At 41.1% G+C, this 20594-nt stretch carries 25 protein-coding genes; 8 read left to right on the top strand and 17 right to left on the bottom strand.

Annotated features, from left to right (window positions below; genetic code table 11):
* Window positions 1-59: 59 nt before the first annotated feature.
* Entirely contained in the window at window positions 60-842 is a 783-nt protein-coding gene (locus tag LS48_RS08300) for a LexA family transcriptional regulator (protein ID WP_062621893.1), read from the top strand.
* A 34-nt stretch (window positions 843-876) separates the two neighbouring features.
* Here the strand turns inward: LS48_RS08300 and LS48_RS08295 are convergent, their stop codons facing one another.
* The 4 genes from LS48_RS08295 to LS48_RS08280 all read right to left on the bottom strand — a co-directional run bounded on the left by LS48_RS08295 (window position 877) and on the right by LS48_RS08280 (window position 3058).
* Complete coding sequence (locus LS48_RS08295; RefSeq protein WP_062621890.1) at window positions 877-1128, bottom strand: hypothetical protein; 252 nt, start codon at window positions 1126-1128, stop codon at window positions 877-879.
* 45 nt (window positions 1129-1173) lie between these two features.
* On the bottom strand, window positions 1174-1425 hold the full coding sequence (locus tag LS48_RS08290) for a hypothetical protein (RefSeq protein ID WP_062622124.1): 252 nt from the start codon (window positions 1423-1425) through the stop codon (window positions 1174-1176).
* Window positions 1426-1447: 22 nt separating this feature from the next.
* Entirely contained in the window at window positions 1448-1669 is a 222-nt protein-coding gene (locus LS48_RS08285) for a hypothetical protein (RefSeq protein WP_062621888.1), read from the bottom strand.
* A 153-nt stretch (window positions 1670-1822) separates the two neighbouring features.
* Window positions 1823-3058 carry a 3-deoxy-D-manno-octulosonic acid transferase gene (locus tag LS48_RS08280; RefSeq protein ID WP_062621886.1) on the bottom strand — a complete coding sequence of 412 codons (1236 nt, stop codon included), beginning with the start codon at window positions 3056-3058 and terminating at the stop codon, window positions 1823-1825.
* A 114-nt stretch (window positions 3059-3172) separates the two neighbouring features.
* Here LS48_RS08280 and LS48_RS08275 point away from each other — a divergent pair, with 114 nt between their 5' ends.
* The 5 genes from LS48_RS08275 to dsdA all read left to right on the top strand — a co-directional run bounded on the left by LS48_RS08275 (window position 3173) and on the right by dsdA (window position 7623).
* Window positions 3173-4330, top strand: a complete 1158-nt coding sequence (locus LS48_RS08275; protein ID WP_062621883.1) for a DegT/DnrJ/EryC1/StrS family aminotransferase — start codon at window positions 3173-3175, stop codon at window positions 4328-4330.
* Entirely contained in the window at window positions 4330-5349 is a 1020-nt protein-coding gene (gene galE / locus LS48_RS08270; protein ID WP_062621881.1) for a UDP-glucose 4-epimerase GalE, read from the top strand. Before LS48_RS08275 ends, galE begins: the two co-directional genes overlap by 1 nt.
* A 102-nt stretch (window positions 5350-5451) precedes the next feature.
* Window positions 5452-5643, top strand: coding sequence for a hypothetical protein (locus LS48_RS08265; protein ID WP_045081214.1), 192 nt, complete (start codon window positions 5452-5454; stop codon window positions 5641-5643).
* A gap of 230 nt (window positions 5644-5873) precedes the next feature.
* Window positions 5874-6218: a cupin domain-containing protein gene (locus tag LS48_RS08260; protein ID WP_062621880.1), complete on the top strand. Its 345-nt coding sequence runs from the start codon at window positions 5874-5876 to the stop codon at window positions 6216-6218.
* Between the two features lie 76 nt (window positions 6219-6294).
* The gene (gene dsdA, locus LS48_RS08255; RefSeq protein WP_062621878.1) at window positions 6295-7623 is read left to right on the top strand and encodes a D-serine ammonia-lyase; all 1329 of its coding nucleotides are present in this window, start codon (window positions 6295-6297) and stop codon (window positions 7621-7623) included.
* A gap of 78 nt (window positions 7624-7701) precedes the next feature.
* On the opposite strand, the gene fabD is transcribed toward dsdA, so the two are convergent.
* Genes fabD through LS48_RS08235 form a run of 4 tightly spaced genes read right to left on the bottom strand, consistent with a single transcriptional unit; the run spans window position 7702 to window position 10446 of the window.
* The gene (gene fabD / locus LS48_RS08250; RefSeq protein ID WP_062621876.1) at window positions 7702-8583 is read right to left on the bottom strand and encodes an ACP S-malonyltransferase; all 882 of its coding nucleotides are present in this window, start codon (window positions 8581-8583) and stop codon (window positions 7702-7704) included.
* A 37-nt stretch (window positions 8584-8620) separates the two neighbouring features.
* Entirely contained in the window at window positions 8621-9466 is an 846-nt protein-coding gene (locus LS48_RS08245; protein WP_062621874.1) for a fructosamine kinase family protein, read from the bottom strand.
* Between the two features lie 60 nt (window positions 9467-9526).
* Window positions 9527-10012: a dihydrofolate reductase gene (locus tag LS48_RS08240; protein WP_062621872.1), complete on the bottom strand. Its 486-nt coding sequence runs from the start codon at window positions 10010-10012 to the stop codon at window positions 9527-9529.
* On the bottom strand, window positions 10009-10446 hold the full coding sequence (locus LS48_RS08235) for a 2TM domain-containing protein (protein ID WP_062621869.1): 438 nt from the start codon (window positions 10444-10446) through the stop codon (window positions 10009-10011). The genes LS48_RS08240 and LS48_RS08235 overlap by 4 nt, the downstream gene beginning before the upstream one ends.
* A 75-nt stretch (window positions 10447-10521) precedes the next feature.
* Between LS48_RS08235 and LS48_RS08230 the strand changes: the two genes are divergently transcribed.
* Entirely contained in the window at window positions 10522-11613 is a 1092-nt protein-coding gene (locus LS48_RS08230) for an aminotransferase class V-fold PLP-dependent enzyme (RefSeq protein ID WP_131807710.1), read from the top strand.
* A gap of 50 nt (window positions 11614-11663) precedes the next feature.
* Here the strand turns inward: LS48_RS08230 and LS48_RS08225 are convergent, their stop codons facing one another.
* The 5 genes from LS48_RS08225 to LS48_RS08205 all read right to left on the bottom strand — a co-directional run bounded on the left by LS48_RS08225 (window position 11664) and on the right by LS48_RS08205 (window position 15697).
* Window positions 11664-12632 carry an L-histidine N(alpha)-methyltransferase gene (locus LS48_RS08225; RefSeq protein WP_062621865.1) on the bottom strand — a complete coding sequence of 323 codons (969 nt, stop codon included), beginning with the start codon at window positions 12630-12632 and terminating at the stop codon, window positions 11664-11666.
* Between the two features lie 16 nt (window positions 12633-12648).
* Window positions 12649-13812, bottom strand: a complete 1164-nt coding sequence (gene egtB, locus LS48_RS08220; RefSeq protein WP_062621863.1) for an ergothioneine biosynthesis protein EgtB — start codon at window positions 13810-13812, stop codon at window positions 12649-12651.
* Between the two features lie 100 nt (window positions 13813-13912).
* Complete coding sequence (locus LS48_RS08215; RefSeq protein WP_062621860.1) at window positions 13913-14416, bottom strand: energy transducer TonB; 504 nt, start codon at window positions 14414-14416, stop codon at window positions 13913-13915.
* Between the two features lies 1 nt (window position 14417).
* The gene (locus tag LS48_RS08210; RefSeq protein WP_062621858.1) at window positions 14418-14852 is read right to left on the bottom strand and encodes an energy transducer TonB; all 435 of its coding nucleotides are present in this window, start codon (window positions 14850-14852) and stop codon (window positions 14418-14420) included.
* Window positions 14853-14872: 20 nt separating this feature from the next.
* Window positions 14873-15697, bottom strand: a complete 825-nt coding sequence (locus LS48_RS08205; protein ID WP_045081202.1) for a thymidylate synthase — start codon at window positions 15695-15697, stop codon at window positions 14873-14875.
* 143 nt (window positions 15698-15840) lie between these two features.
* Here LS48_RS08205 and LS48_RS08200 point away from each other — a divergent pair, with 143 nt between their 5' ends.
* A complete protein-coding gene (locus LS48_RS08200; RefSeq protein WP_062621856.1) occupies window positions 15841-16206 on the top strand; it encodes a hypothetical protein in 366 nt (121 codons plus the stop codon).
* Here LS48_RS08200 and LS48_RS08195 read toward each other — a convergent pair.
* From LS48_RS08195 to LS48_RS08180, 4 genes are all read right to left on the bottom strand, one after another.
* The gene (locus tag LS48_RS08195) at window positions 16203-17912 is read right to left on the bottom strand and encodes a NupC/NupG family nucleoside CNT transporter (protein ID WP_062621855.1); all 1710 of its coding nucleotides are present in this window, start codon (window positions 17910-17912) and stop codon (window positions 16203-16205) included. The two genes, LS48_RS08200 and LS48_RS08195, sit on opposite strands and share 4 nt — an antisense overlap.
* A gap of 97 nt (window positions 17913-18009) precedes the next feature.
* On the bottom strand, window positions 18010-18633 hold the full coding sequence (locus LS48_RS08190) for a bifunctional nuclease family protein (protein ID WP_062622123.1): 624 nt from the start codon (window positions 18631-18633) through the stop codon (window positions 18010-18012).
* A gap of 165 nt (window positions 18634-18798) precedes the next feature.
* Window positions 18799-19767: an electron transfer flavoprotein subunit alpha/FixB family protein gene (locus LS48_RS08185; protein WP_062621852.1), complete on the bottom strand. Its 969-nt coding sequence runs from the start codon at window positions 19765-19767 to the stop codon at window positions 18799-18801.
* Window positions 19768-19786: 19 nt separating this feature from the next.
* Complete coding sequence (locus LS48_RS08180; RefSeq protein ID WP_062622121.1) at window positions 19787-20527, bottom strand: electron transfer flavoprotein subunit beta/FixA family protein; 741 nt, start codon at window positions 20525-20527, stop codon at window positions 19787-19789.
* Window positions 20528-20594: the final 67 nt, after the last annotated feature.

Raw genomic sequence — 20594 nt, 5'->3', positions numbered from 1 at the left:
TATATGGATATAGTCCAAAATTTTATTTGGATATTTTCCAAAATATTATATATTTGGGTATGAAAACACAGCTACCCATTGAAGCGCAACGATTTAAGAAATTGCGTGAAGAACTTAGGCATACCCAGCAATCTTTCGCAGAATTGCTCGATATTGGCGCTACTACAGCTGATATTGAAAGAGGCAAGACCAAAATAACTGGAAAAGTGGTTATGGAGCTTATGGCCCAATTCAATATCAATCCCTTATGGATTTACGGTAAAAGTTTTGAAAAATATATAGACACTTCGCGTGGTGATGTAAGTCCGAAAGTTTTGACAATAGATTCCACGGGAAATGATAGTATTTTATTGGTAAACCAAAAGGCAGCGGCAGGCTACCCCAACAATATCCACGATACGGGATGGTACCAAACCTTGCCGGCTTTCAATATTCCATTACCTGAATATAGAAATGCTTCCTATCGTGGTTTTCAAGTAGAAGGTGACAGTATGTTGCCAAATATTAAACCAAATGAGTGGGTGTTGGGCCGTGCCGTACCAAGTATAAATGAAGCGACTGATAGTAAGATTTATATTGTGGTTTTGCGGGACTCGGTTTTGGTGAAAAAGCTTCAGAAAATTCCAAACAATCCGCAGAGCATTCGGCTCATTTCATTGAATGATGAATATTTGCCGATAGATGTAAAAGTGAAGGATATTCAAGAGCTTTGGATGGTAAACAGCAAATTGACCTTCGGGATTGATGAACCAGCAGAGAGTAATTTATTGCGTCAATTGCAGCAATCCATGGAAGAGCTCAAAGCTCAAATGAGAGATACGGTAAACAAAAAAACCGACTAATTGAAGTCGGTTTTTTTGTTTTTAAAGTTGGGGCTTAATTATTTTCGTCAATTTTTATTTTGGTATCCCCGTCTTCATCTTTTTTAATTTTTACTTCTTTTTCGTCGGTTTCCATTTTAATTTTAGTGTCGCCGCCGTCTTCCTTAATCTTTACTTCGGCGCCGTCTGCCTGCATTTCTTGGATGATGGCTTCTTCTTCCGTTACTTCTTCTTTGTTTTCGCGGCAAGAAGTAAAACTAGCAGCTATAAAAGCTGTGCTCAAAAAAAATAATGCTACTTTTTTCATATTTGTTGATTTTAAAAGTTAATTAGGCTGTTTTAAAGATTTTGTTTAAATATCATCTGTTCCACCGGTACCGGTATTTTCTTGAATTTCATTTACACCTTCCTGAATGGTGTTTTCTACAGGGTCTGTGGCATCGTCGTCGGTCATGTCTTTCACCTCATCTTCTACATCGTCCATAGCATCATTTACATCATCTGCAACATCTTCTATGTCGTCAGCTTTTTTGTTTTCACGACAAGAAATAAAACTTGTTCCAAAGGCAACTACCAATGCAAGACTTAAAATTAGCTTTTTCATAATAATGGGTTTTTGGTTTTTTTTAGTCATCGTTACCGATATCCTCAATTTTTTTATCAATTTCTTCATTTACTTCCTTGTCCACTTCTTTTGCGGCCCTTTCAAGAATTCCTTCGTTTTCTTGGGTTTCAGGTTCAACTTCAACCTCTACCTCTCGAATTACCTCTTTGGTTTCGGTCTTTTGCTCACGACACGAACCAAAGGCTATTGAAACTAATGCTAATGCAATAAAAAGTTTTTTCATAATTAGATTGTTTTTAATTGTTAAAACAAAGCTAGCTTTTTAAAATTGTGAAATGTATAATTATATACTAAAAATTGTGAAAATAGTATTAATTCAGTGAAATGTATTTTAAAAATGAATTGATTTTCTTAAAAATATCAGTTTTAAGTGTTTTCAATCTGCCTTAAGGTAATCAATTATTTTTTTGGTTGCGCCTGTGTTTTTATTGACAAAATGTCCAGCAATCATCCCTGTTTTATTTCGAAATGAATCATTTAGAATTAATTTGTTGAGAATTTCGGTGCATTCCGCAGCGTTTGAAATTGAAAACAAACCCGCTAAATCCCGAAGTCTTTTCGCCTCTGGGAATTCTTGAAAATTCTTCCCTATAACTATGGGCACCCCAAATGTAGCAGGTTCCAAAATATTATGAAGCCCCGTTTTGCCCATCGCCCCGCCTACAAACGCTATGTCTGCATAGCTGTATAATTTGCTCAACAAGCCGATACAGTCAATTATCAAAACAGAATAATCTGATATGTTTACTTCGTCTATACTGGAATGAAGCACCGTTTTTTTGACAACCTTTTTTGTAAAATCCTCAATTTTATCTGCTTCTATTTTATGGGGAGCAATGATGAATTTTACGTTTTCGGGAGCGGAATTTATATAATCCAGAAGTACGGCTTCATCTTCGGGCCAGGTGCTTCCGCAGACAACACAGAGCGAATTTCCTTTGAAATCCTCTGCAAATTTTAGGGTATTGTCCATTTCAATTTGGTGCGAAACTCTGTCAAAACGTGTGTCGCCACTTACGGTTGTGTTGCTAAAACCAATACTTTTTAAAAGCGCTTCAGAATTTTTATCCTGCAGAAAAAAGTGATCAAATGTAGCTAATGCCCTTCGCATAAGGCCTCCGTAAGGTTTAAAAAAGATTTGGTTTTCCCTGAAAACACCCGAAACCAATAGAGTGGGAATGTTCTTTTTCTGAAGTTCAAAAAGATAATTGGGCCAAAACTCATATTTCACAAAAAAGCTAAGCGACGGATGAACTTCAGAGATAAACTTTTTTGCATTGGCTGGCGTATCCATTGGAAGATACACCGCTACATCTGCCAAAGCTGTGTTTTTCTTTATTTCAAAACCCGAGGGCGAAAAAAAACTGACCACTATTTTATGGTCGGGTTTTAGTTTTTTTATTGCTTCCATTATCGGTACGCCTTGTTCAAATTCACCCAGCGAAGCGCAGTGAAACCAAATGGTTTTATCGGTACTGGAGATTTTTTGCTGAAGTGTTTTAAAAACGTTCTTTCTGCCATTTACAAAAAGTTTCATTTTATTGCTGAAAAACGCCACAATCTTCAAAAGAAAGGAGGAAAAGAGAATCAGTAAATTGTAGATGGTGTGCATACCGAACAAAAATACCAAATTTCAAGTACCAAATACCAAAACCTAATCTTATAACTTAACCCTTAACAAATATCATTTTCGTAATTTTACCGAATTCAATATTATTTCAGCAGCATGAAGAAAATACAAATGGTTGACCTAAAAGGTCAATATGAAAATATAAAGAAACGCGTAGACAGCTCTATCATGAATGTCATTGAAACCACCGCTTTTGTGAATGGTCCCGAGGTCCACGAATTTCAAAAGGAATTGGAGCAATATTTAGGTGTAAAACACGTAATTCCCTGCGCCAATGGAACGGATGCGCTACAAATAGCGATGATGGGCCTTGGTCTAAAACCCGGCGATGAGGTAATTACGGCCGATTTCACATTTGCGGCAACCGTTGAGGTTATTGCTCTTTTGCAATTAACCCCTGTGCTGGTAGATGTGGATCCTATAAATTTCAATATAGATATAGAAGCCATAAAAAAAGCAATCACCCCAAAAACCAGAGCGATCGTCCCAGTGCATCTTTTTGGCCTTGCGGCGAATATGGACGAAATTATGGCCATTGCCAAAGAGCACGACCTGTATGTAATTGAGGACAACGCACAAGGTATTGGCGCCGATTACACTTCAAAAGATGGTACTAAACAAAAAACCGGAACCATTGGGCACGTGGCTTCCACTTCTTTTTTTCCATCAAAAAATCTGGGATGTTATGGTGATGGCGGGGCAATATTCACTAACGATGATGATTTAGCCCACATAATTCGCGGTATTGTAAACCATGGTATGTATGTGCGCTACCATCACGATGTGGTGGGTGTAAATAGCAGGTTGGATTCCATCCAGGCAGCAGTACTTCGCGCTAAGTTGCCACATTTGGACGAGTACAACGCTGCCCGCAGAAATGCCGCCCGAAAATACAGTGAGGCCTTTGCGGGAATCGAAAACATAATTACGCCAACTGGTTTTTGCGACAATACCCAATCTATTTGTGATGTTTGTGACTGCCACGTTTTTCACCAATACACTTTGAAAATCTTAAATGCTGATCGAGATGCCTTGGTAAACCATTTAAACGAAAAAGGAATTCCTTGCGGGGTTTATTATCCCATTCCGCTGCATCTTCAAAAAGCTTACAAGGATGAGCGTTATAAAGAGGAAGATTTTGCGGTTACAAACCAATTGGTGAAAGAAGTCATTTCACTACCCATGCACACTGAGCTGGACAATGAGCAAATTAATTATATTACAGAAACTGTTATAAATTTCGTCACCAAATAATGAAAAAAATACTCGTTACCGGCGGTTTGGGCTACATAGGTTCCCACACAGTTGTTGAACTTCAAAATTCTGGTTATCAGGTTTTAATTATCGATAACCTATCTAACTCATCTTTGGATGTTTTAGAAGGAATTACAAACATTAGTAAATCTGCCCCGACTTTTGAACGGCTCGATCTGCGCATTAAAACCGATGTTTCAGATTTTTTTAAAAGAAATCAGGATATTGAAGGTATCATTCATTTTGCGGCCAGCAAAGCTGTGGGCGAAAGCGTTCAAAACCCATTGCTTTATTACGAAAACAATCTAAATACGCTTATATATCTACTTCAGGAATGCAATGCTTACGGAATTGAGAATTTTATTTTCAGTTCGTCCTGTACAGTTTATGGTGAGCCCGATTCGCTTCCTATTACAGAAAATGCTCCGGTTAAGCCTGCTACTTCACCCTATGGAAATACCAAGCAAATAAGTGAGGAAATATTAAAGGATACTTGTTCTATTTCAGCATTAAAATCAATTGCGTTACGGTACTTCAATCCTATTGGAGCGCACGAAACGGCAGAAATCGGAGAACTTCCGGCAGGAGTGCCGCAGAATTTAGTGCCGTTTATAACCCAAACGGCGGCTGGGGTTCGGGAACAACTTTCTGTATTTGGAGATGATTATCCTACAGAAGATGGTAGTTGTGTTCGCGATTATATTCACGTGGTAGATTTGGCAAAGGCTCACGTTATTGCCCTGCAGCGTTTACTTTCTGCAAAAAATGAAACCCAGTTTGAGGTTTTCAATTTAGGAACGGGTAGAGGAAGCTCAGTTTTGGAAGTTGTAAATTCTTTTGAAAAAACAACGGGCGAAAAACTGAATTATAAAATTGTGGATCGAAGACCGGGAGACGTTATAGCTGTTTATGCAGATACCCAAAAGGCAAATAAAGTATTGGGATGGAAAGCTGAAAAAACGATGGAAGACGCTCTTGAATCTGCGTGGAAGTGGGAAAAGAAAATCAGAAATATTTAATTATCAGCAAATTACAATAGTTTTTAAAAAAGGTTTAACGCTAATAATTTGGAATTGGCCCCAAGCCTTTGTTTCTTTGCCCAAAACCGATAAACAAAAGTTATGAAGTTAGTTTCAGTGAAACGACAAACAAAAACAGAAAAACGATTTACAGAAAAGATGGGAATGTTCACCACCAGTGTGATCTACATCAAAAAAACCTTTTTGAAAGTGCCATTTAAAACCCTTCACAAATACCGCGAAACCTATTATGGCGAGGTGAAGGACTGCGAAGATTGCAGGATTAGCGCATAGATATTTAAAATTTAAAGTATAATATTAAGGATTGAACCAATCTTTATACAAGTAGAAACACCGGATGATTAATTTCATTCGGTGTTTTCGTTTTTAATTTTGTGTGCATTATTTAGAAAAATAGCCGGTCCAATCATTTTCGGTAAAGTATGCGCTCGGTCATAAGTTTCGGTTTTTGCTATGCTTAATTTTGAAGAAATTTAAAAAAATGAAAATTTAAAAATATAACTATGAAAACAGCATCACTTATTAAAGATCTGCAATACAATGATACCAAACCGGCCATCCAAGTTTTAATTGATACCGAGGCCTGCAAGGAAATTAGAATTACATTTAGGGAGGGCCAGGTTATGAAGGAGCACAAAACATCGTTCCCCATAGTAGTCGAAATTTTTGAAGGCGCAATCGATTTTGGCGTAAACGGAACTATTTGCCATTTGAAAAAGGGAGATTTGGTTGCGCTTGAAGGCGGTGTGCCCCACGATTTAAAGGCATTGGAGACCAGTACGGTACGGTTGAGCCTCAATAAGGCAGATTCCACAAAACGGGTAGAAGATGTTGCACGCAATTCCTGATCTGTACAAAATACGAGGGGATTCAATTAATTGTTACATTTCGTAATGTCCTAATTTCATTTGTAAATTATAAAGGATGTATTCAAAAAATAAAATAAATTCTTTCGTAAAACAAGCTCCCATTTTAAAGGAGATTATAGCTTTAAAACCTGTGGTCTGGCTTAATCCGAACAATAAATTGAAAGTGGAAATGCCCACTTTTTCAATTAAAAAGGGAGATATGGAAGCTGCCGCCAAATTATGGGAACGATTTGCGCCATTTTTTGTGAAAGCTTTTCCCGAAACTGCGGGGAACAACGGTATCCTTGAATCACCGCTGACGGAAATTCACAATATGAAGGAACTTTTAAATCAAGAAAGCACAAAAATACAGGGGCGTCTTTTTTTGAAATGCGACAATGCCCTTCCCATCGCAGGTTCCATAAAAGCGCGAGGCGGATTTTTTGAAGTACTTCATTATGCCGAGGAATTGGCAATAAACGCAGGAATTCTAAGTAGGGGAGATGACTATGGCATTTTCACTTCAGATAAATTCAAGCAATTTTTCAGTAAATATAAAATCGGGGTCGGTTCTACCGGAAATCTCGGGTTGAGCATTGGAATTATTAGTGCCCAACTTGGTTTTCAGGCCATCGTTTATGTGTCTGCAGATGCCAAAACATGGAAAAAGGATTTGTTGCGTTCCAAGGGCGTGAAAGTAGTTGAGTTTACCGGCGATTTCAGCGAGGCCATTCTTGCGGGAAGACAAAAAACAAACGCCGACCCAATGGCGTATTTTGTGGATGACGAAAATTCAAACGAATTATTTCTTGGATATACTGTAGGCGCGCTCAGATTGGCAAAACAATTGGAGGAAGCCAATATCCGGGTTGATGCCGATAATCCCTTATTTGTATATTCTCCTTGCGGCGTTGGCGGCTCCCCGGGCGGAACGGCTTTTGGCCTGAAACAAATTTATGGGGACGATGTGCATTGTTTCTATGTGGAACCAACACATTCCCCCGCCGTTTTAACAGGTTTGGTTACGGGTGAAATGAGCAATATAAGCGTCCACGATATTGGAATAGACAATAAGACCGAAGCCGATGGATTGGCGGTTGGGCGCCCGTCCAATTTTGCCACAAATATCAGTAACCATATTGTAAGTGGAATTTATACCATTGAAGACAACCGTCTTTTTACCTTATTGGCACAACTGATGGACAGCGAAAAAATTTTCCTGGAACCTTCGGCAACTGCTGGCCTGATCGGCCCACAAATGGTTGCACAAATCGATTACGCAGCAAAACACAAAATAAATATGGAAAACGCGACCCATATTGTTTGGGCCACTGGAGGAGACCTTGTTCCCAAGGAGGAGCGGAAGCTGTTCTACAATAGAGGAACGGATAATTTGATCAATTGAGATGAAACAGTTTTTTAAATAAAAAAGTTCTGAATAATTAATTTTACCCAGAACTTTTTATTTTTCGAATCAACGAATTCACACCTCCGCTTTTTCGGTCTCTACAGAACCATCAATTTTTTTAACCAATCCCTGTAAAACATTTCCGGGACCTACTTCTATAAATTTCGTTGCTCCATCCTTTATCATATTTTGAACACTCTGCGTCCACTTTACTGGAGCCGTGAGTTGGAAGATGAGGTTTTCTTTTATTTCTGAAGGATCAGTCACGGCAAAAGTTGAAACATTCTGATAAATTGGGCAAGCAGGTGCGGTGAATTGGGTAGCTTCAATGGCGTCCGCCAGTTCTTCCCGAGCAGGTTCCATCAACGGACTGTGGAAAGCGCCGCCAACGGGCAGTATCAATGCTCTTCGTGCGCCGGCTTTCTTTAAACTTTCGCAAGCTTTTCCCACGGCATCCACATCGCCGGAAATTACCAATTGGCCGGGACAGTTATAATTTGCGGCAACAACAATTCCAGGTGTGGTTGCACATATTTCTTCAACTAAATGGTCTTCCAGCCCTAAAACAGCCGCCATTGTTGAGGGTGTTTCTTCACAGGCTTTTTGCATTGCCAATGCACGTTTGTAAACCAGTAGCAACCCATCGCTAAAGGCAAGCGTTCTGTTGGCAACTAATGCCGAAATTTCACCTAAGGAATGTCCTGCTACCATATCTGGCTGGAATTTATTGCCCATAACTTCCGCCAAAATGGTGGAATGAAGGAAAATAGCGGGTTGGGTAACTTTGGTTTCCTTAAGCTCGTCGGCACTGCCTTCAAACATTGTTTTGGAAATATCGAAACCTAAAATCTCATTGGCTTGTTGAAACATTTCTTTCGCTTTTGAAGAGTTTTCATAAAGATCTTTGCCCATTCCCGTAAATTGGGCACCCTGTCCGGGAAATATATATGCTTTCATTGTCGATTGGTTTAGAAATACAAAAATAGGATTAATTCTATGAATATTTTTTTATTGCTGAATTGACCGGCGATAAATAACCACTTCCGAAAAGGTTGAGGTGTACCAGCAAATAGTATAATTGCCAAAGGGGAAGCCGTTCTTTCCAGCCTTCGCCTAAAGCAAAAAGAGCATTGTAATTGGAGAAAATTTCATCTGAAAACCCACCGAACAATTTCATCATTGCAATATCCATTTCGCGCGGTGCAAAGGCTACGGCTGGATCTATCAAAACCGGCTTGCCAGTTTCTGAAACCATATAGTTGCCGTTCCAAAGATCGCCGTGGACTAAAGCCGGGGGCTCCTTCGGGATTGCTTCGGAAATATTCTTTAAAAATCCCACTAAATTCTTAAACTGAAAACCGTTTTCTGCGGCCATTTTAAACTGTGGCTCCAAACGCTGAGTGATGTAAAATTCAGAAGCCGAACTGCAAAAACCATTTCTCTGCGGAAGACTGCCAATATAATTGTCGTGGTCCAATCCAAATTTCCCGGCAGTTGTTTTGTGAAGGCTCGCAAGGGCTTCGGCAAATTTTTCCGAAAAGTTTTTCGATGGTTTTCCCGAGGGAATATATTCCAATATCAAATAGGCCGTGTTTTGATAGGTTCCTGTGGCAATCACCTTTGGAATTTTAAAATTACTGTTCTCTTTCAGCAATTGCAATCCCTTTGCCTCCGCTTCAAACATAGCGGGAAACTTTGAGGCACTGTTAATCTTGACCACAAAATTTCCTTCGGAACAATTTAGCAGAAATACTTCGTTGATGTCACCGCCCGAAAGGGGTTTGCTATCGTGACAATTGAAGTTATTTTGGGAAGCAATATGTTTTAAGATTGTTTTCAAAGAGCTTTTTTTGGAAGCAAAACCCCAAAGGTTTCAAAAACCTTTGGGGTTTGGAGTTCATTATTTTCGCACCCAAGTTTCGTACGTAAAGGAATAGTCATGCCTTTCGTCCTTGGGGTGTTCTTCTTGGGAAACAAGCTCCCACTTCTCCTCTGAAAATTCGGGGAAATAAGTATCGGCATCGGCAAAGGTGCCGTGTACGCGGGTAAGCTCAATTTTATGGGCAAAGGGAAGTCCCAATTTATAAATTTCGCCACCGCCAATTATATAAGGTTGCGCATCTTCTTTTGAAATTTTCAGGGCCTCCTCCAAATCGTGGACTACCACGGCACCTTCTTTTTTATAGTCCTTGTTCCGGGTGATTACCAGATGGGTCCTGTTGGGAAGAGGTTTCGGAAACGACTCAAAAGTCTTTCGCCCCATAATGATGTAATGGCCGGTGGTGAGTTTTTTGAAGCGTTTAAAATCATCCGGCAAATGCCAAAGCAGGTCGTTGTCCTTTCCCAATTCGTTGTTCTCGCCAGCGGCGGCAATCATGGTAATCATTGTACGTCTGGGGGTAGCGGGTTGTTCAGTTCGTTTTTTTTTGAAGTGTCCGGCGGGGTTGTGGGCAATTGCAGTTCCGTGTCCACTTTTTTCTGCAGTTCAACCATGCGTTCGGCTTGGCGGGCCTTCAGTTTCTCGAGTTGGCGGTCTTCCCATTCCTTGTCCATGAATTTGTTCATCACAAAAACGTTGAAAAGGTGCACGAGAAAGATAAACGTCCAAATTAAAATGGCCCAAATAAACCAATCCTTTATAAAGAAATCCTTCCCATAGCCCAGCAAAGGATTGATGATTATTAAAAGCACCGAGCCCACCAAAAACAATATGAAATGGCGCATCAGGTTTTTTTTCTGTTTGATGCGGCGGCGGGCGTACTCGTACTGCTCGCGCTGTTCGGCATCAATTCTTTCGGATTTTTTAGTTTTTGAAAACATAGTTGGTTACTTTCGTTGTAAATGCAACAATCGCTGCTAAAATCAGTCTTGTAAAAATACCGAAAATTCACCGTTTTGCCATTACTTATGGAAGATTTAAGAAAACACTTTCCCGCTCTGGAATCCTGCACTTACTTAAATACTGCCTCAAACGGCGTAATTCCAAAGCCTGTTATTGAATGGCGTAGGCAGCACGATATGGATTTAATGAACCATGCGAGCGTTTTTCGAGATAAACACAAAATTCATATTGAACAAATCAGAAAGACTGTTGCCGAGTTTTTTAATGCTGCTATAGCTGAAACTGCCTTGGTTCCAAATATATCCTTTGGAATAAATACCGTATTGGAAGGATTGCCAAAAGGTCAAAAAATACTTCTATTAAAAAACGATTATCCATCTATCAATTGGCCGGTGGAGACCCGCGATTTTGATGTTTGCTATGCCAAAATTGATGAGAATTTAGAACGGAATATAGAGGAGGCCGTGGCAAGGCACCGGCCCGATATTTTTATGTTCAGCATCGTGCAGTGGCTGAACGGAATAAAAATAGATTTTGAATTTTTGAAACAGTTAAAAAGCTATCACCCCAACATACTTTTAATTGCTGATGGTACTCAATATTTGGGAACGGAAAATTTCAGTTTTACCGAAAACGCGATTGATGTTGTGGGAGCAAGTGCCTATAAATGGCTAACGGCGGGCTATGGCAATGGATTTATAATGGTGAAGGAAGTTGCGCGTGAAAGGATTTTTCCAAAGACCATCGGGTTCAATTCTGCCGAACGTTTTGAAAGTCTGGCAACGGAAACCGCTTTTATAAAGCATTTTGAACCAGGCCATCAAGACACCTTGAATTATGGCAGTTTGGAGCAGGCTATGTTGTTTCAGGAAAAATTGGGAAGGGAAGATTTATACCAAAAAATCGCTTCCATTTCAGCAAAGGCGAAGGAACGTTTCGCCGAAATGGATTTATTGGGAAATGATACGCTGCTCCGCGAAAAGCATTCGTCCATTTATAATGTGAAAGGGGATAAAGCGCTTTTTCAGAAATTGCAGCATAATAATATTATCAGTTCGCTTCGGGGTGGGGGGATTCGCGTAAGTTTTCACTATTACAATACCGAAGATGAATTGGAAAAACTTGTTGAAATTTTAGGTCGATGAATAGAAAAAATCAGAGGTTATAACATCTATCATTCCACACCCAGCAGCCATCAAACCTTCCGAAAGGCATAATTTTTATAATACCCCTTTTCGTCCGTAAAGGAGGTTTCAATTTCGAGTCCCGATTGTTCCGCGAGCCACTGCACTATCTTATCGTCGTATTTCTGTGAAATTTCGGTGTGGATGGTTTCCCATTGTTCAAAATTTACCGTTAACCCCAACTTTTCGATGCTTGCCTGCATTGCTTCGGTTGCCACCAAAAAACTTTTGGCAGTGCCTGTCTCTGGATTGTACGCTTCCCAATGTTCGAATTTATCCACATCAAAATTTCCGCCCAATTCCCGATTTATTCGGGTGAGAATATTTTTGTTGAAAGCTGCGGTAATTCCGGCTTCATCGTTATAGGCATCGAGGATGGTCTGCGGGTTCTTCTTTTGGTCGAAACCCATGAAAAGCAAGTCATCGGGCAACATGGCGTCTTTCAATTTTGTGAGAAATTCGATGGCCTTTGGGTGTTTTAGATTGCCGATATTGCTTCCCAATACCATAATTACCTTTTTGCGTTTGTTGAAACCTTTCAGCCTTTCGAGGACTTCAAAATATTCGCCCACTTCGGCATCCACCGTTAGGGCGGGCATTTCGGTAGCGAGATTTTCCGAAAGCATTTCCACCGCATTTTCACTGATATCGATGGGTTTGTAAACGAAATTGAAGTTGTGGTCTGCCATATATTTTAGCAACACCTTTGTTTTTTTGCCGTCGCCGGCGCCAAGTTCAATTAAATCCAAACCATTTTCGCGATCGCGAAAGAGCTCTCCGATGGTCTCCGTATGGGAGGAAAGTATCTGAAATTCACAGCCCGTGAGATAATATTCCGGCATGGCCATGATGTCCTGAAAAAGTTTGTCGCCTTTTTTGTCATAAAAATATTTGGACGATAAATATTTGGGAAATGCACTCAGACCTTCAAAAACTTCTTTTTTAAAAGGGGTGTCCAATAGTGTTGCGGTAGTTGCCATAGGTGGGTAGTCGTTTTTATTGTGCCAACCTTAATCCCGTGAATTGCCACCGCAGATTGGTCTGGAAAAAATTTCTATAAGTTGGTCGCGTATGTTTATTGGGAGTTGCCACGGAACCGCCGCGCAACACTTTTTGGTTTACCATAAATTTCCCGTTGTATTCGCCGATGGCGCCGGGGGCTTTTTTATAGCCGGGATAGGGTAGGTAGGCGCTTTCAGTCCATTCCCAACGGCTGCCCCATTCAAAGTTTTGTTGGGCGGCCTCCCATTCAAATTCTGTGGGCAGGCGGCATTCTTTCCATTGGGCAAAGGCGAATGCCTCAAAATAGGAAATGTGCGAAAGCGGTGCGTCAGCATCTATTTTTTGAAGGCCTTGCAAAGTATATTGGTGCCATTCCCCGTCAATATTGTGCCAGTACATTGGGGCTTCAATCTGGTTTTGTTTTACCCAGTCCAGACCTTCGGCGTGCCATAGGTTAAAATCTTTGTAGCCTCCGGCATTTATAAATTCCAGATATTCCGCATTGGTAACAAGTTTGTTTGAAATTTTATAATCGTGCAGAAACACTTTGTGCCTTCCCAGCTCATTGTCATAGCAGAATTCGTCGGAATTTTTATGGCCTATCTCATAAATACCTTCGTCCATTTCAATCCATTCCCGCTGAAATTTCTGGTGTGGATTTTCCGAAAATGAATGGTTGTATTTCAGTAATAACGGGTTATTTCCCAGAATGTATTTTATATCTGTAATAAGCAGTTCCTGATGCTGTTTTTCGTGATGGATTCCTATTAAAAGAATTTTCTCAATCTCTGCGGAAATTTCCCCTGAAAGAAAATCCTTCATTTCATTGGTGACATAATGCCTGTAATCGTAAACCTTTGCCACGCCGGGCCGCGAGAGGTTGCCGCGGTCATTTCTGATTACGCGTTTGCCCACATTTTCATAATAACTGTTGAAAACAAAGGCGAAATCTTCGTGAAAGAGCTTGTAATTTGGTTTGTGCGGTTTCAGAATAAACTCTTCGAAAAACCAGGAGGTATGGCCCAAATGCCATTTGGGAGGAGAAACGTCCACAATGGGCTGTACCACGTAATCCTCAATTTCCAGCGGTTTGCAAATATCTTCTGTATGTTGGCGGGTTTCGAGAAAGAACGAAACCAGTGTATCTGTAGCAATCATAAAAAAAGTGTCGCAATTTTTTTGACGACACTTTAAATATAAATATTAAAATTGTTGAAGACTATTCAACCTACGTTAAACAGTTGTTAAACTAGCTTTTTCAATTCTTTGTTTTCCTCTTTTTATCTTCCCTTTTAGGAGGTTCAACTTTAAAAATTATAGGAAGTGAATACAGCACGCCCACTGCTTCTCCTCTTTGTTTTCCCGGTTGCATTTGGGGAAGGTTGCTCACAACGCGAACGGCTTCATTCTCAATCTCGGGATGTTCTGCACGGGCGCGAACGTCAACCACCTTGCCTTCTTTATTTATTTTGAATTGAACCGAAGTTCTATAAATCTTGGGAGGTAAATTTAAGGCCTCAACTTTCTTCATATTGAAATGAAGGTTCACAAATTCGGAAATTTTGGTGGACATGCATTGTTTCAATTCCTGGTTGCCGTTGCCTTCACATCCTGGATATACAGGAACATTTTCAATCACGGCATAAGGTACATCGGCCTTAGTCATTTCAGATTTTGAAACTTCGGTTACCGTTTCTTCCTGCGCGGATAAAAAAGAAGAAATGAACATTAAAACTAGAGAAAAAACTATTTTTTTCAGCATCTTATTTCCCGGTTTTAAAGGTAAAAGGAACCGTAAATTTTATGGGCCGCGGTTTGCCTCCCATCATTCCGGGTTTTGCCATTTTCGGGATTGCCATAATATTTCGTTTGGCTTCTTCCTGCAATTCTTTGGTGCCTCCGGTAACATTTTTTACCTCAACCAATCCTTGTTCATTGATAATGAACTCTACAATTACTCTTCCCTGCTCATTTTTCTTGTAGGCTTCCGGCGGATATTTAAAATTTTGGGCAATGTGGGTAGCCAGTTTATTGTTGAAACAATTGTCGCGTTCAGCCGCACTTCCCTTTTCACATCCGGGCCAGATAGGGGCAATCTCCATAAGGGTTACCTTATTTTTTTGAACGTCGCCCCATTCTTGTTGGGCGAAAACTGAAGTTGAGAAAAGTATGCAGAAGGCAATAAATAGGTTTTTCATTTTGAGGAATTAAGTTTAGTTTAAATGGCAACAGCGCCTTTTATGTGCGGATGCGGATTGTAGTCCACAAGCGTAAAGTCATCAAAAGTGAAGCCAAATATATCTTTTACTTCTGGATTGAGCAACATTTTTGGCAACGGGCGGGGCTGGCGCGATAGCTGGAGTTCCACCTGTTCAAAATGGTTGCTGTAAATATGGGCATCGCCAAAGGTGTGGACAAAATCACCGGCTTGGTAGCCACAAACCTGCGCCATCATCATCGTCAACAGGGCATAGGAAGCAATATTAAAAGGCACGCCCAGAAAGATATCAGCACTGCGCTGGTAGAGTTGGCAAGATAATTTTCCGTCGGCAACATAAAATTGGAAAAAGGCATGGCAGGGTGGAAGTGCCGCTTTGCCATTGGCCACGTTTTCGGCAAATGGTTTTGAGGTATCGGGCAATACGCTGGGATTCCAAGCGCTAACCAGCATTCGGCGGCTGTCCGGATTGGTTTTTAGGGTTTTTATTATTTCTGAAATCTGATCGATTTCCTCGCTGTTCCAATTTCGCCATTGGTGGCCGTAAACGGGGCCAAGGTCGCCATTTTCATCGGCCCATTCGTTCCAGATGCGTACCCCGTTTTCTTGAAGATATTTCACATTTGTATCGCCATTCAAAAACCACAAGAGTTCATAAATAATTGATTTCAGGTGTAGTTTCTTAGTGGTGACCATGGGGAAGCCTTCACTTAAATCAAACCGCATTTGGTAGCCAAAAACGCTCTTGGTGCCGGTGCCGGTGCGGTCTTGTTTTACGCTGCCATTTTCCATTACGTGCTTTAGAAGGTCGTGGTATTGTTTCATTTCGAAAAAAATAAATTATCGGTCTAAAATACTAATAGGGAAGGGGATGCTCAAATTATTTGCGAAATGCTTTTAAATAAGTTATCAACGATTTTAAAATTATGTTAAAATTTTATTTAATTTTATTTCGAAATCCTTGACCAATGGAAAAACAGTACGAGTTATCAACGGGTATATTGGAGTGCTATCCTTTGTACGCGGTCTTTCACTTTAATTCAGATTTCTATGACCTGGAGGAGGCTGAGGAACTTACCAAAATTATAGATTCCCATTATCGGGGTAGAAAATGTGTGGTAATCTCCAACCGGGAAATGGCCAAAACGGTTAATCCTATTGTTTATGAAAAGGCAAGTTCCAAATCTGTGATGGGGATTGCGATAGTTTCCAACAATGAGGACGTTAAGTTTGAGGCTATGGAAGAACAAGGCCTTTTTAAGGGAGCTTTCAGTTACTTTAAAAGTATTGACGAAGCTGCCGATTGGGCAGAGACCGTGATAGGAGCCTATTAGCCAATTATCATTCCTGCGATGGTTGCGGAAATTAACGAAGCGATCGTCCCGCCAATCAAGGCTTTCATTCCAAATTTTGAAAGGGTTTTTCGCTGTCCGGGCGCTAGGGAGCCAATTCCTCCAATTTGAATACCGATAGAAGCGAAATTTGCAAATCCACAAAGCATGTAGGTTGCCATAATGATGCTCTTTTCATAATTAAGATGAAGCGCATTGGTAACGTTTTTCAGTTCTGCCAGCTGGATGTAGCCCACAAATTCACTGGCCGCTAGTTTAATTCCCAATAATTGGCCCATCATTAACATATCTTCCTTGGCAACACCTATAAGCCACATAAGCGGAGCGAAAATAGTTCCGAGAATTGCCTCAAGTGAAAGGCTTTGATAGGCGGAGTTTGCAGCCACCCATTCATTAACTGAAGTTACTTCGCCCACCCAGCCCAATATTCCGTTGAGCATGGCGATGAACGCCACAAAAACCAGCAACATGGCGCCTACGTTTACCGCAAGCCGCAGGCCTTCAGTAGTTCCATTTGCGATTGCATCCAAAAAGTTGGAGCCGATTTTTTCTGAGGAAACTTTCACATCGGTATTGATGGGTTCGGTCTGGGGGTACAAAATTTTTGAAATTACGATAGCGCCCGGGGCTGCCATTACCGAGGCGGCCAAAAGGTGCTTGGCAAAGGTCAACCGAAGTTCGGGGTCGTCGCCGCCCAAAAAGCCGATATAGGCAGCGAGTACCGCACCCGCAACAGTGGCCATGCCGCCTATCATCACAAGCAGCATTTCGCTCTTGTTCATTTTTTCCAAATAGGCCTTAATGAGAAGTGGCGCTTCCGTTTGGCCCAAAAAGATATTTCCCGCCACGCTAAGGCTTTCTGCACCGGAAATATTCAAAAGTTTGGTGAGCAGCCAGCCCATTCCTTTTACGACTACTTGAATGATTCCGAAGTAAAAAAGTACCGAGGTAAGGGCGGAGAAAAAGATAATGGTGGGTAAAACCTGAAAGGCGAAGATGAAACCGAAGGAGTTTATATCCAGCATTCCGCCAAAGAGAAATTCGCTTCCCGCCTTGGTATAGTCCAGCACGTTTACGAACAATTGGCCCACCCCTTCAAAGCCACTTTTTATAAAATCTACTTTTAAAACCCCAATGGCGATCAACAATTGGAAGGCTAGGCCAATACCTACGGTTTTCCAATTAATGGCCCTGCGATTTGAACTGAAGAGGAAGGCGATAATCAAAAGCGAAACCATGCCCAAAACCCCGCGCCATAGGCTTTGAAAGGAAAATCCTTGACTGGGAATTATTTCTGAAGTTTTCGCAACCGTCTCCAGAGCAGAAACGTTTTGAAGGCCGGAAGTTTTTAACTGATACTTATAATTGTTTTCCGAAAGGGTAAGGCTGCTGTCCGTAACCTGTTCTACCCGAAATCTTCTAATGCTGTCCGCGGGCTTATTGAAAAAAAGAACCAGCAAATTATTCTGGAACATATAATCGCCCTTGGAAACAAGACTGTCGCTAGCCACTTGATATTCAAACAAGCCGTTGTCGAGTTTCAGGAAATCTTTTTCGGGATTGATGTTTAGAAGAGAGAGGCCGTTCTCGTCCTTTACTTCTGAAAATTGCCACGTTTTTTCAATGCTTTGCGCGAAGGTGTTTCCGAAGAAAAATAGCACAATGGCTACGAGTGTGAATTTTTGCATATTCTTTTTAAACTCCGACCCTTTGACACTTTGACTGCGCTCGGTGCAGGCTCGCCCAGGGGACTATATTTTAAATTTTAAAAATCGATAAATGAATCTATTCTCTTTTTGAAATCTCATCGCGGATACTTGCCGCCTTCTCGTAATTTTCGCTTTTTACGGCGTCCTCCAACATTTTGTTCAGTTCACTCAGGCTAAATTTTGTGTAATCTTGGCCTGTAGGCTTAACTGACTCCTTGTCTTCCCCTAAAATCAAATTTTCAATAACAGCTTCTTCCTTTTTTGAAAGCGATTTTTTGGAGGCAGATGTTTTCAGATAAATCCCTGCCTTGTCCAAAATATTTTTATAGGTAAAAATAGGTGCCTTAAACCGAAGTGCCAAGGCAATGGCATCGCTAGTACGGGCGTCGATAATTTCTTCAATCTTGTCGCGTTCGCAAATGATGCTGGAGTAAAAAACGCCGTCCACCAATTTGTGGATAATTACCTGCTTGATGACAATTTCAAAACGATCAGCGAAATTCTTAAAAAGGTCGTGTGTAAGGGGTCGTGGAGGGGTTATGTCTTTTTCCAGGGCGATGGCAATGGACTGAGCTTCAAAAGCGCCGATGACGATAGGGAGTTTCCGTTCGCCATCTACCTCATTCAAAATAAGGGCATAGGCGCCATTTTGCGTTTGGCTGTAGGATATTCCTTTTATGGTCAGTTTTACTAAACTCATTATCGAGGTTTCAAATTCCCGCCCTGCGGCGGACTTAGGGTGACAGGTTCCAAGTTTTTTGGCAAAGAGATTGTCATTAAAGTATAAAAATAAGAAAAAGCTGTTTAAATAGAGGGTGTTTCCTAGATTTAAACAGCCTTTTTCGGGGCACAAATTAATAAAAAATTATGCGTTTTGCGCTTTAAATTCCTTTAATTTTTCGGTGAGTTTCGGTACAATTTCAAAAGCATCGCCCACTATGCCGTAGTCTGCGGCCTTAAAGAAAGGAGCCTCAGGATCATTGTTGATAACTACTTTAACTTTTGAAGCGTTGATACCTGCCAAATGCTGGATGGCACCGGAAATACCAATGGCGATGTACAGATTTGACGCTACGGGTTTACCCGTTTGCCCAACGTGCTCGCTATGCGGTCTCCAGCCCATGTCGCTCACAGGTTTGGAGCAAGCGGTGGCCGCGCCCAATGTTTTGGCAAGGTCTTCAATCATTCCCCAGTTTTCTGGACCCTTAAGGCCACGGCCGCCGGAAACCACTATTTCGGCATCGGCGATCGTTACTTTGTCGGTTGCTTTATCTACGGAAACAATTTCCATATCAAAATCGTGGGCGTCGAGATTTGGTGAAAAAGCTTCTGTTGTGGCGGAAGTTTCATTTTCCTTCAATCCGTATGAATTTTTTCCCAATCCGATTATTTTAATATCGGTTTTAATTTCGGTAGTTGCGAAAGCTTTGTTCGTAAAAACGCTGTGCTTTACCTTAAACGGTGAGGTGCTTTCCGGAAGTGAAATTACGTTTGCCACATAACCGGCTTCAAGATTTACCGCCAAAGTAGGGGCTAAAAACTTACTGTTTGCGCTGGAAGTTAATACGATAACTTGTGCGCCTTCGTTTTTTGCGGCCTGTCCAATTGTATCTGCATACGCTTCGCCGTTGAATTTGTTCAATTTGTCATTGGAAACCTGCAAAATTTTTGAAGCGCCGTATTTTCCCAATTCTGAAACGTCATTCGCATTAATGCTGACCGCGGTAACCGAAGTTCCCATTTGGTCTGCAATTCCCTTTGCGTACGAAACTGCTTCCAGTGCTATTTTTTTGATTTTTCCTTCTTCTGATTCTGTATATACTAAAACTGACATGTCTTTCTTTTTTTGATTCTTAAATTACCTTCGCTTCATTATGAAGAAGATTTACCAATTCATCTACGCTGTCCACCAGTTTTACCGCCCCTTTTGGAGCAGGTTTTTGAAATGACACCGTGTTTGTTTCGGCATTTGCGTCCACAGGTTCCTTTACGTTCAATGGTTTTGTACGGGCCTGCATAATACCGCGCATGTTCGGGATGCGAAGATCGCTTTCCTCAACCAAGCCTTTCTGTCCGCCAATTACCAATGGCAGTGATGTTTTAAGGGTTTCCTTCCCACCATCAATTTCGCGGATTGCGGTGGCTTTGTCGCCTTCCACTTCCAGGCCGATGCAGGTATTTACGAAGTTTGCGCCAATTAATTTGGCAACCATTCCTGGAACCATCCCGCCGTTGTAATCAATAGATTCTCGACCTCCGATTACCAAATCGTAACCGCCTTCTTTTGCAACATTTGCAAGCTGTTTTGCAACTGAAAAACCATCGGTTGCTGGAGTGTTTATACGAATTGCTTCATCGGCGCCAATGGCCAATGCCTTGCGAAGTGTAGGCTCGGTTTCGGCACCGCCCACGTTTACCACATGTACGGTAGCGCCTTGTTTTTCCTTAAACCACATGGCGCGGGTAAGGCCAAACTCGTCGTTTGGATTGATTACAAATTGAACCCCGTTTGTGTCAAACTTGGTATCGCTATCGGTAAAATTGATTTTTGAGGTAGTGTCCGGTACGTGACTTATACAGACTAATATTTTCATCTTTAAAAGTGTTTTTGGATTGTAGATTTCAGCAATTGAAAAAAACCGAAAGGGTTTCAAATTGCTC

It is taken from the genome of Aequorivita aquimaris, assembly GCF_001573155.1.
In the GTDB taxonomy this organism is placed as follows: Bacteria; Bacteroidota; Bacteroidia; order Flavobacteriales; family Flavobacteriaceae; genus Aequorivita; species Aequorivita aquimaris.
The sequence above is the reverse complement of the archived record's forward strand: the minus strand, read 5'-3'. Positions and strand labels throughout refer to the sequence as shown.

Bases quoted from the DNA above. Each gene is read 5' to 3' on its own strand.
- LS48_RS08300 (WP_062621893.1), top strand. From the start codon at position 60: ATGAAAACACAGCTACCCATTGAAGCGCAACGATTTAAGAAATTGCGT.
- LS48_RS08295 (WP_062621890.1), bottom strand. From the start codon at position 1,128: ATGAAAAAAGTAGCATTATTTTTTTTGAGCACAGCTTTTATAGCTGCT.
- LS48_RS08290 (WP_062622124.1), bottom strand. From the start codon at position 1,425: ATGAAAAAGCTAATTTTAAGTCTTGCATTGGTAGTTGCCTTTGGAACA.
- LS48_RS08285 (WP_062621888.1), bottom strand. From the start codon at position 1,669: ATGAAAAAACTTTTTATTGCATTAGCATTAGTTTCAATAGCCTTTGGT.
- LS48_RS08280 (WP_062621886.1), bottom strand. From the start codon at position 3,058: ATGCACACCATCTACAATTTACTGATTCTCTTTTCCTCCTTTCTTTTG.
- LS48_RS08275 (WP_062621883.1), top strand. From the start codon at position 3,173: ATGAAGAAAATACAAATGGTTGACCTAAAAGGTCAATATGAAAATATA.
- galE (WP_062621881.1), top strand. From the start codon at position 4,330: ATGAAAAAAATACTCGTTACCGGCGGTTTGGGCTACATAGGTTCCCAC.
- LS48_RS08265 (WP_045081214.1), top strand. From the start codon at position 5,452: ATGAAGTTAGTTTCAGTGAAACGACAAACAAAAACAGAAAAACGATTT.
- LS48_RS08260 (WP_062621880.1), top strand. From the start codon at position 5,874: ATGAAAACAGCATCACTTATTAAAGATCTGCAATACAATGATACCAAA.
- dsdA (WP_062621878.1), top strand. From the start codon at position 6,295: ATGTATTCAAAAAATAAAATAAATTCTTTCGTAAAACAAGCTCCCATT.
- fabD (WP_062621876.1), bottom strand. From the start codon at position 8,583: ATGAAAGCATATATATTTCCCGGACAGGGTGCCCAATTTACGGGAATG.
- LS48_RS08240 (WP_062621872.1), bottom strand. From the start codon at position 10,012: ATGATTACCATGATTGCCGCCGCTGGCGAGAACAACGAATTGGGAAAG.
- LS48_RS08235 (WP_062621869.1), bottom strand. From the start codon at position 10,446: ATGTTTTCAAAAACTAAAAAATCCGAAAGAATTGATGCCGAACAGCGC.
- LS48_RS08225 (WP_062621865.1), bottom strand. From the start codon at position 12,632: ATGGCAACTACCGCAACACTATTGGACACCCCTTTTAAAAAAGAAGTT.
- egtB (WP_062621863.1), bottom strand. From the start codon at position 13,812: ATGATTGCTACAGATACACTGGTTTCGTTCTTTCTCGAAACCCGCCAA.
- LS48_RS08215 (WP_062621860.1), bottom strand. From the start codon at position 14,416: ATGCTGAAAAAAATAGTTTTTTCTCTAGTTTTAATGTTCATTTCTTCT.
- LS48_RS08210 (WP_062621858.1), bottom strand. From the start codon at position 14,852: ATGAAAAACCTATTTATTGCCTTCTGCATACTTTTCTCAACTTCAGTT.
- LS48_RS08205 (WP_045081202.1), bottom strand. From the start codon at position 15,697: ATGAAACAATACCACGACCTTCTAAAGCACGTAATGGAAAATGGCAGC.
- LS48_RS08200 (WP_062621856.1), top strand. From the start codon at position 15,841: ATGGAAAAACAGTACGAGTTATCAACGGGTATATTGGAGTGCTATCCT.
- LS48_RS08195 (WP_062621855.1), bottom strand. From the start codon at position 17,912: ATGCAAAAATTCACACTCGTAGCCATTGTGCTATTTTTCTTCGGAAAC.
- LS48_RS08190 (WP_062622123.1), bottom strand. From the start codon at position 18,633: ATGAGTTTAGTAAAACTGACCATAAAAGGAATATCCTACAGCCAAACG.
- LS48_RS08185 (WP_062621852.1), bottom strand. From the start codon at position 19,767: ATGTCAGTTTTAGTATATACAGAATCAGAAGAAGGAAAAATCAAAAAA.
- LS48_RS08180 (WP_062622121.1), bottom strand. From the start codon at position 20,527: ATGAAAATATTAGTCTGTATAAGTCACGTACCGGACACTACCTCAAAA.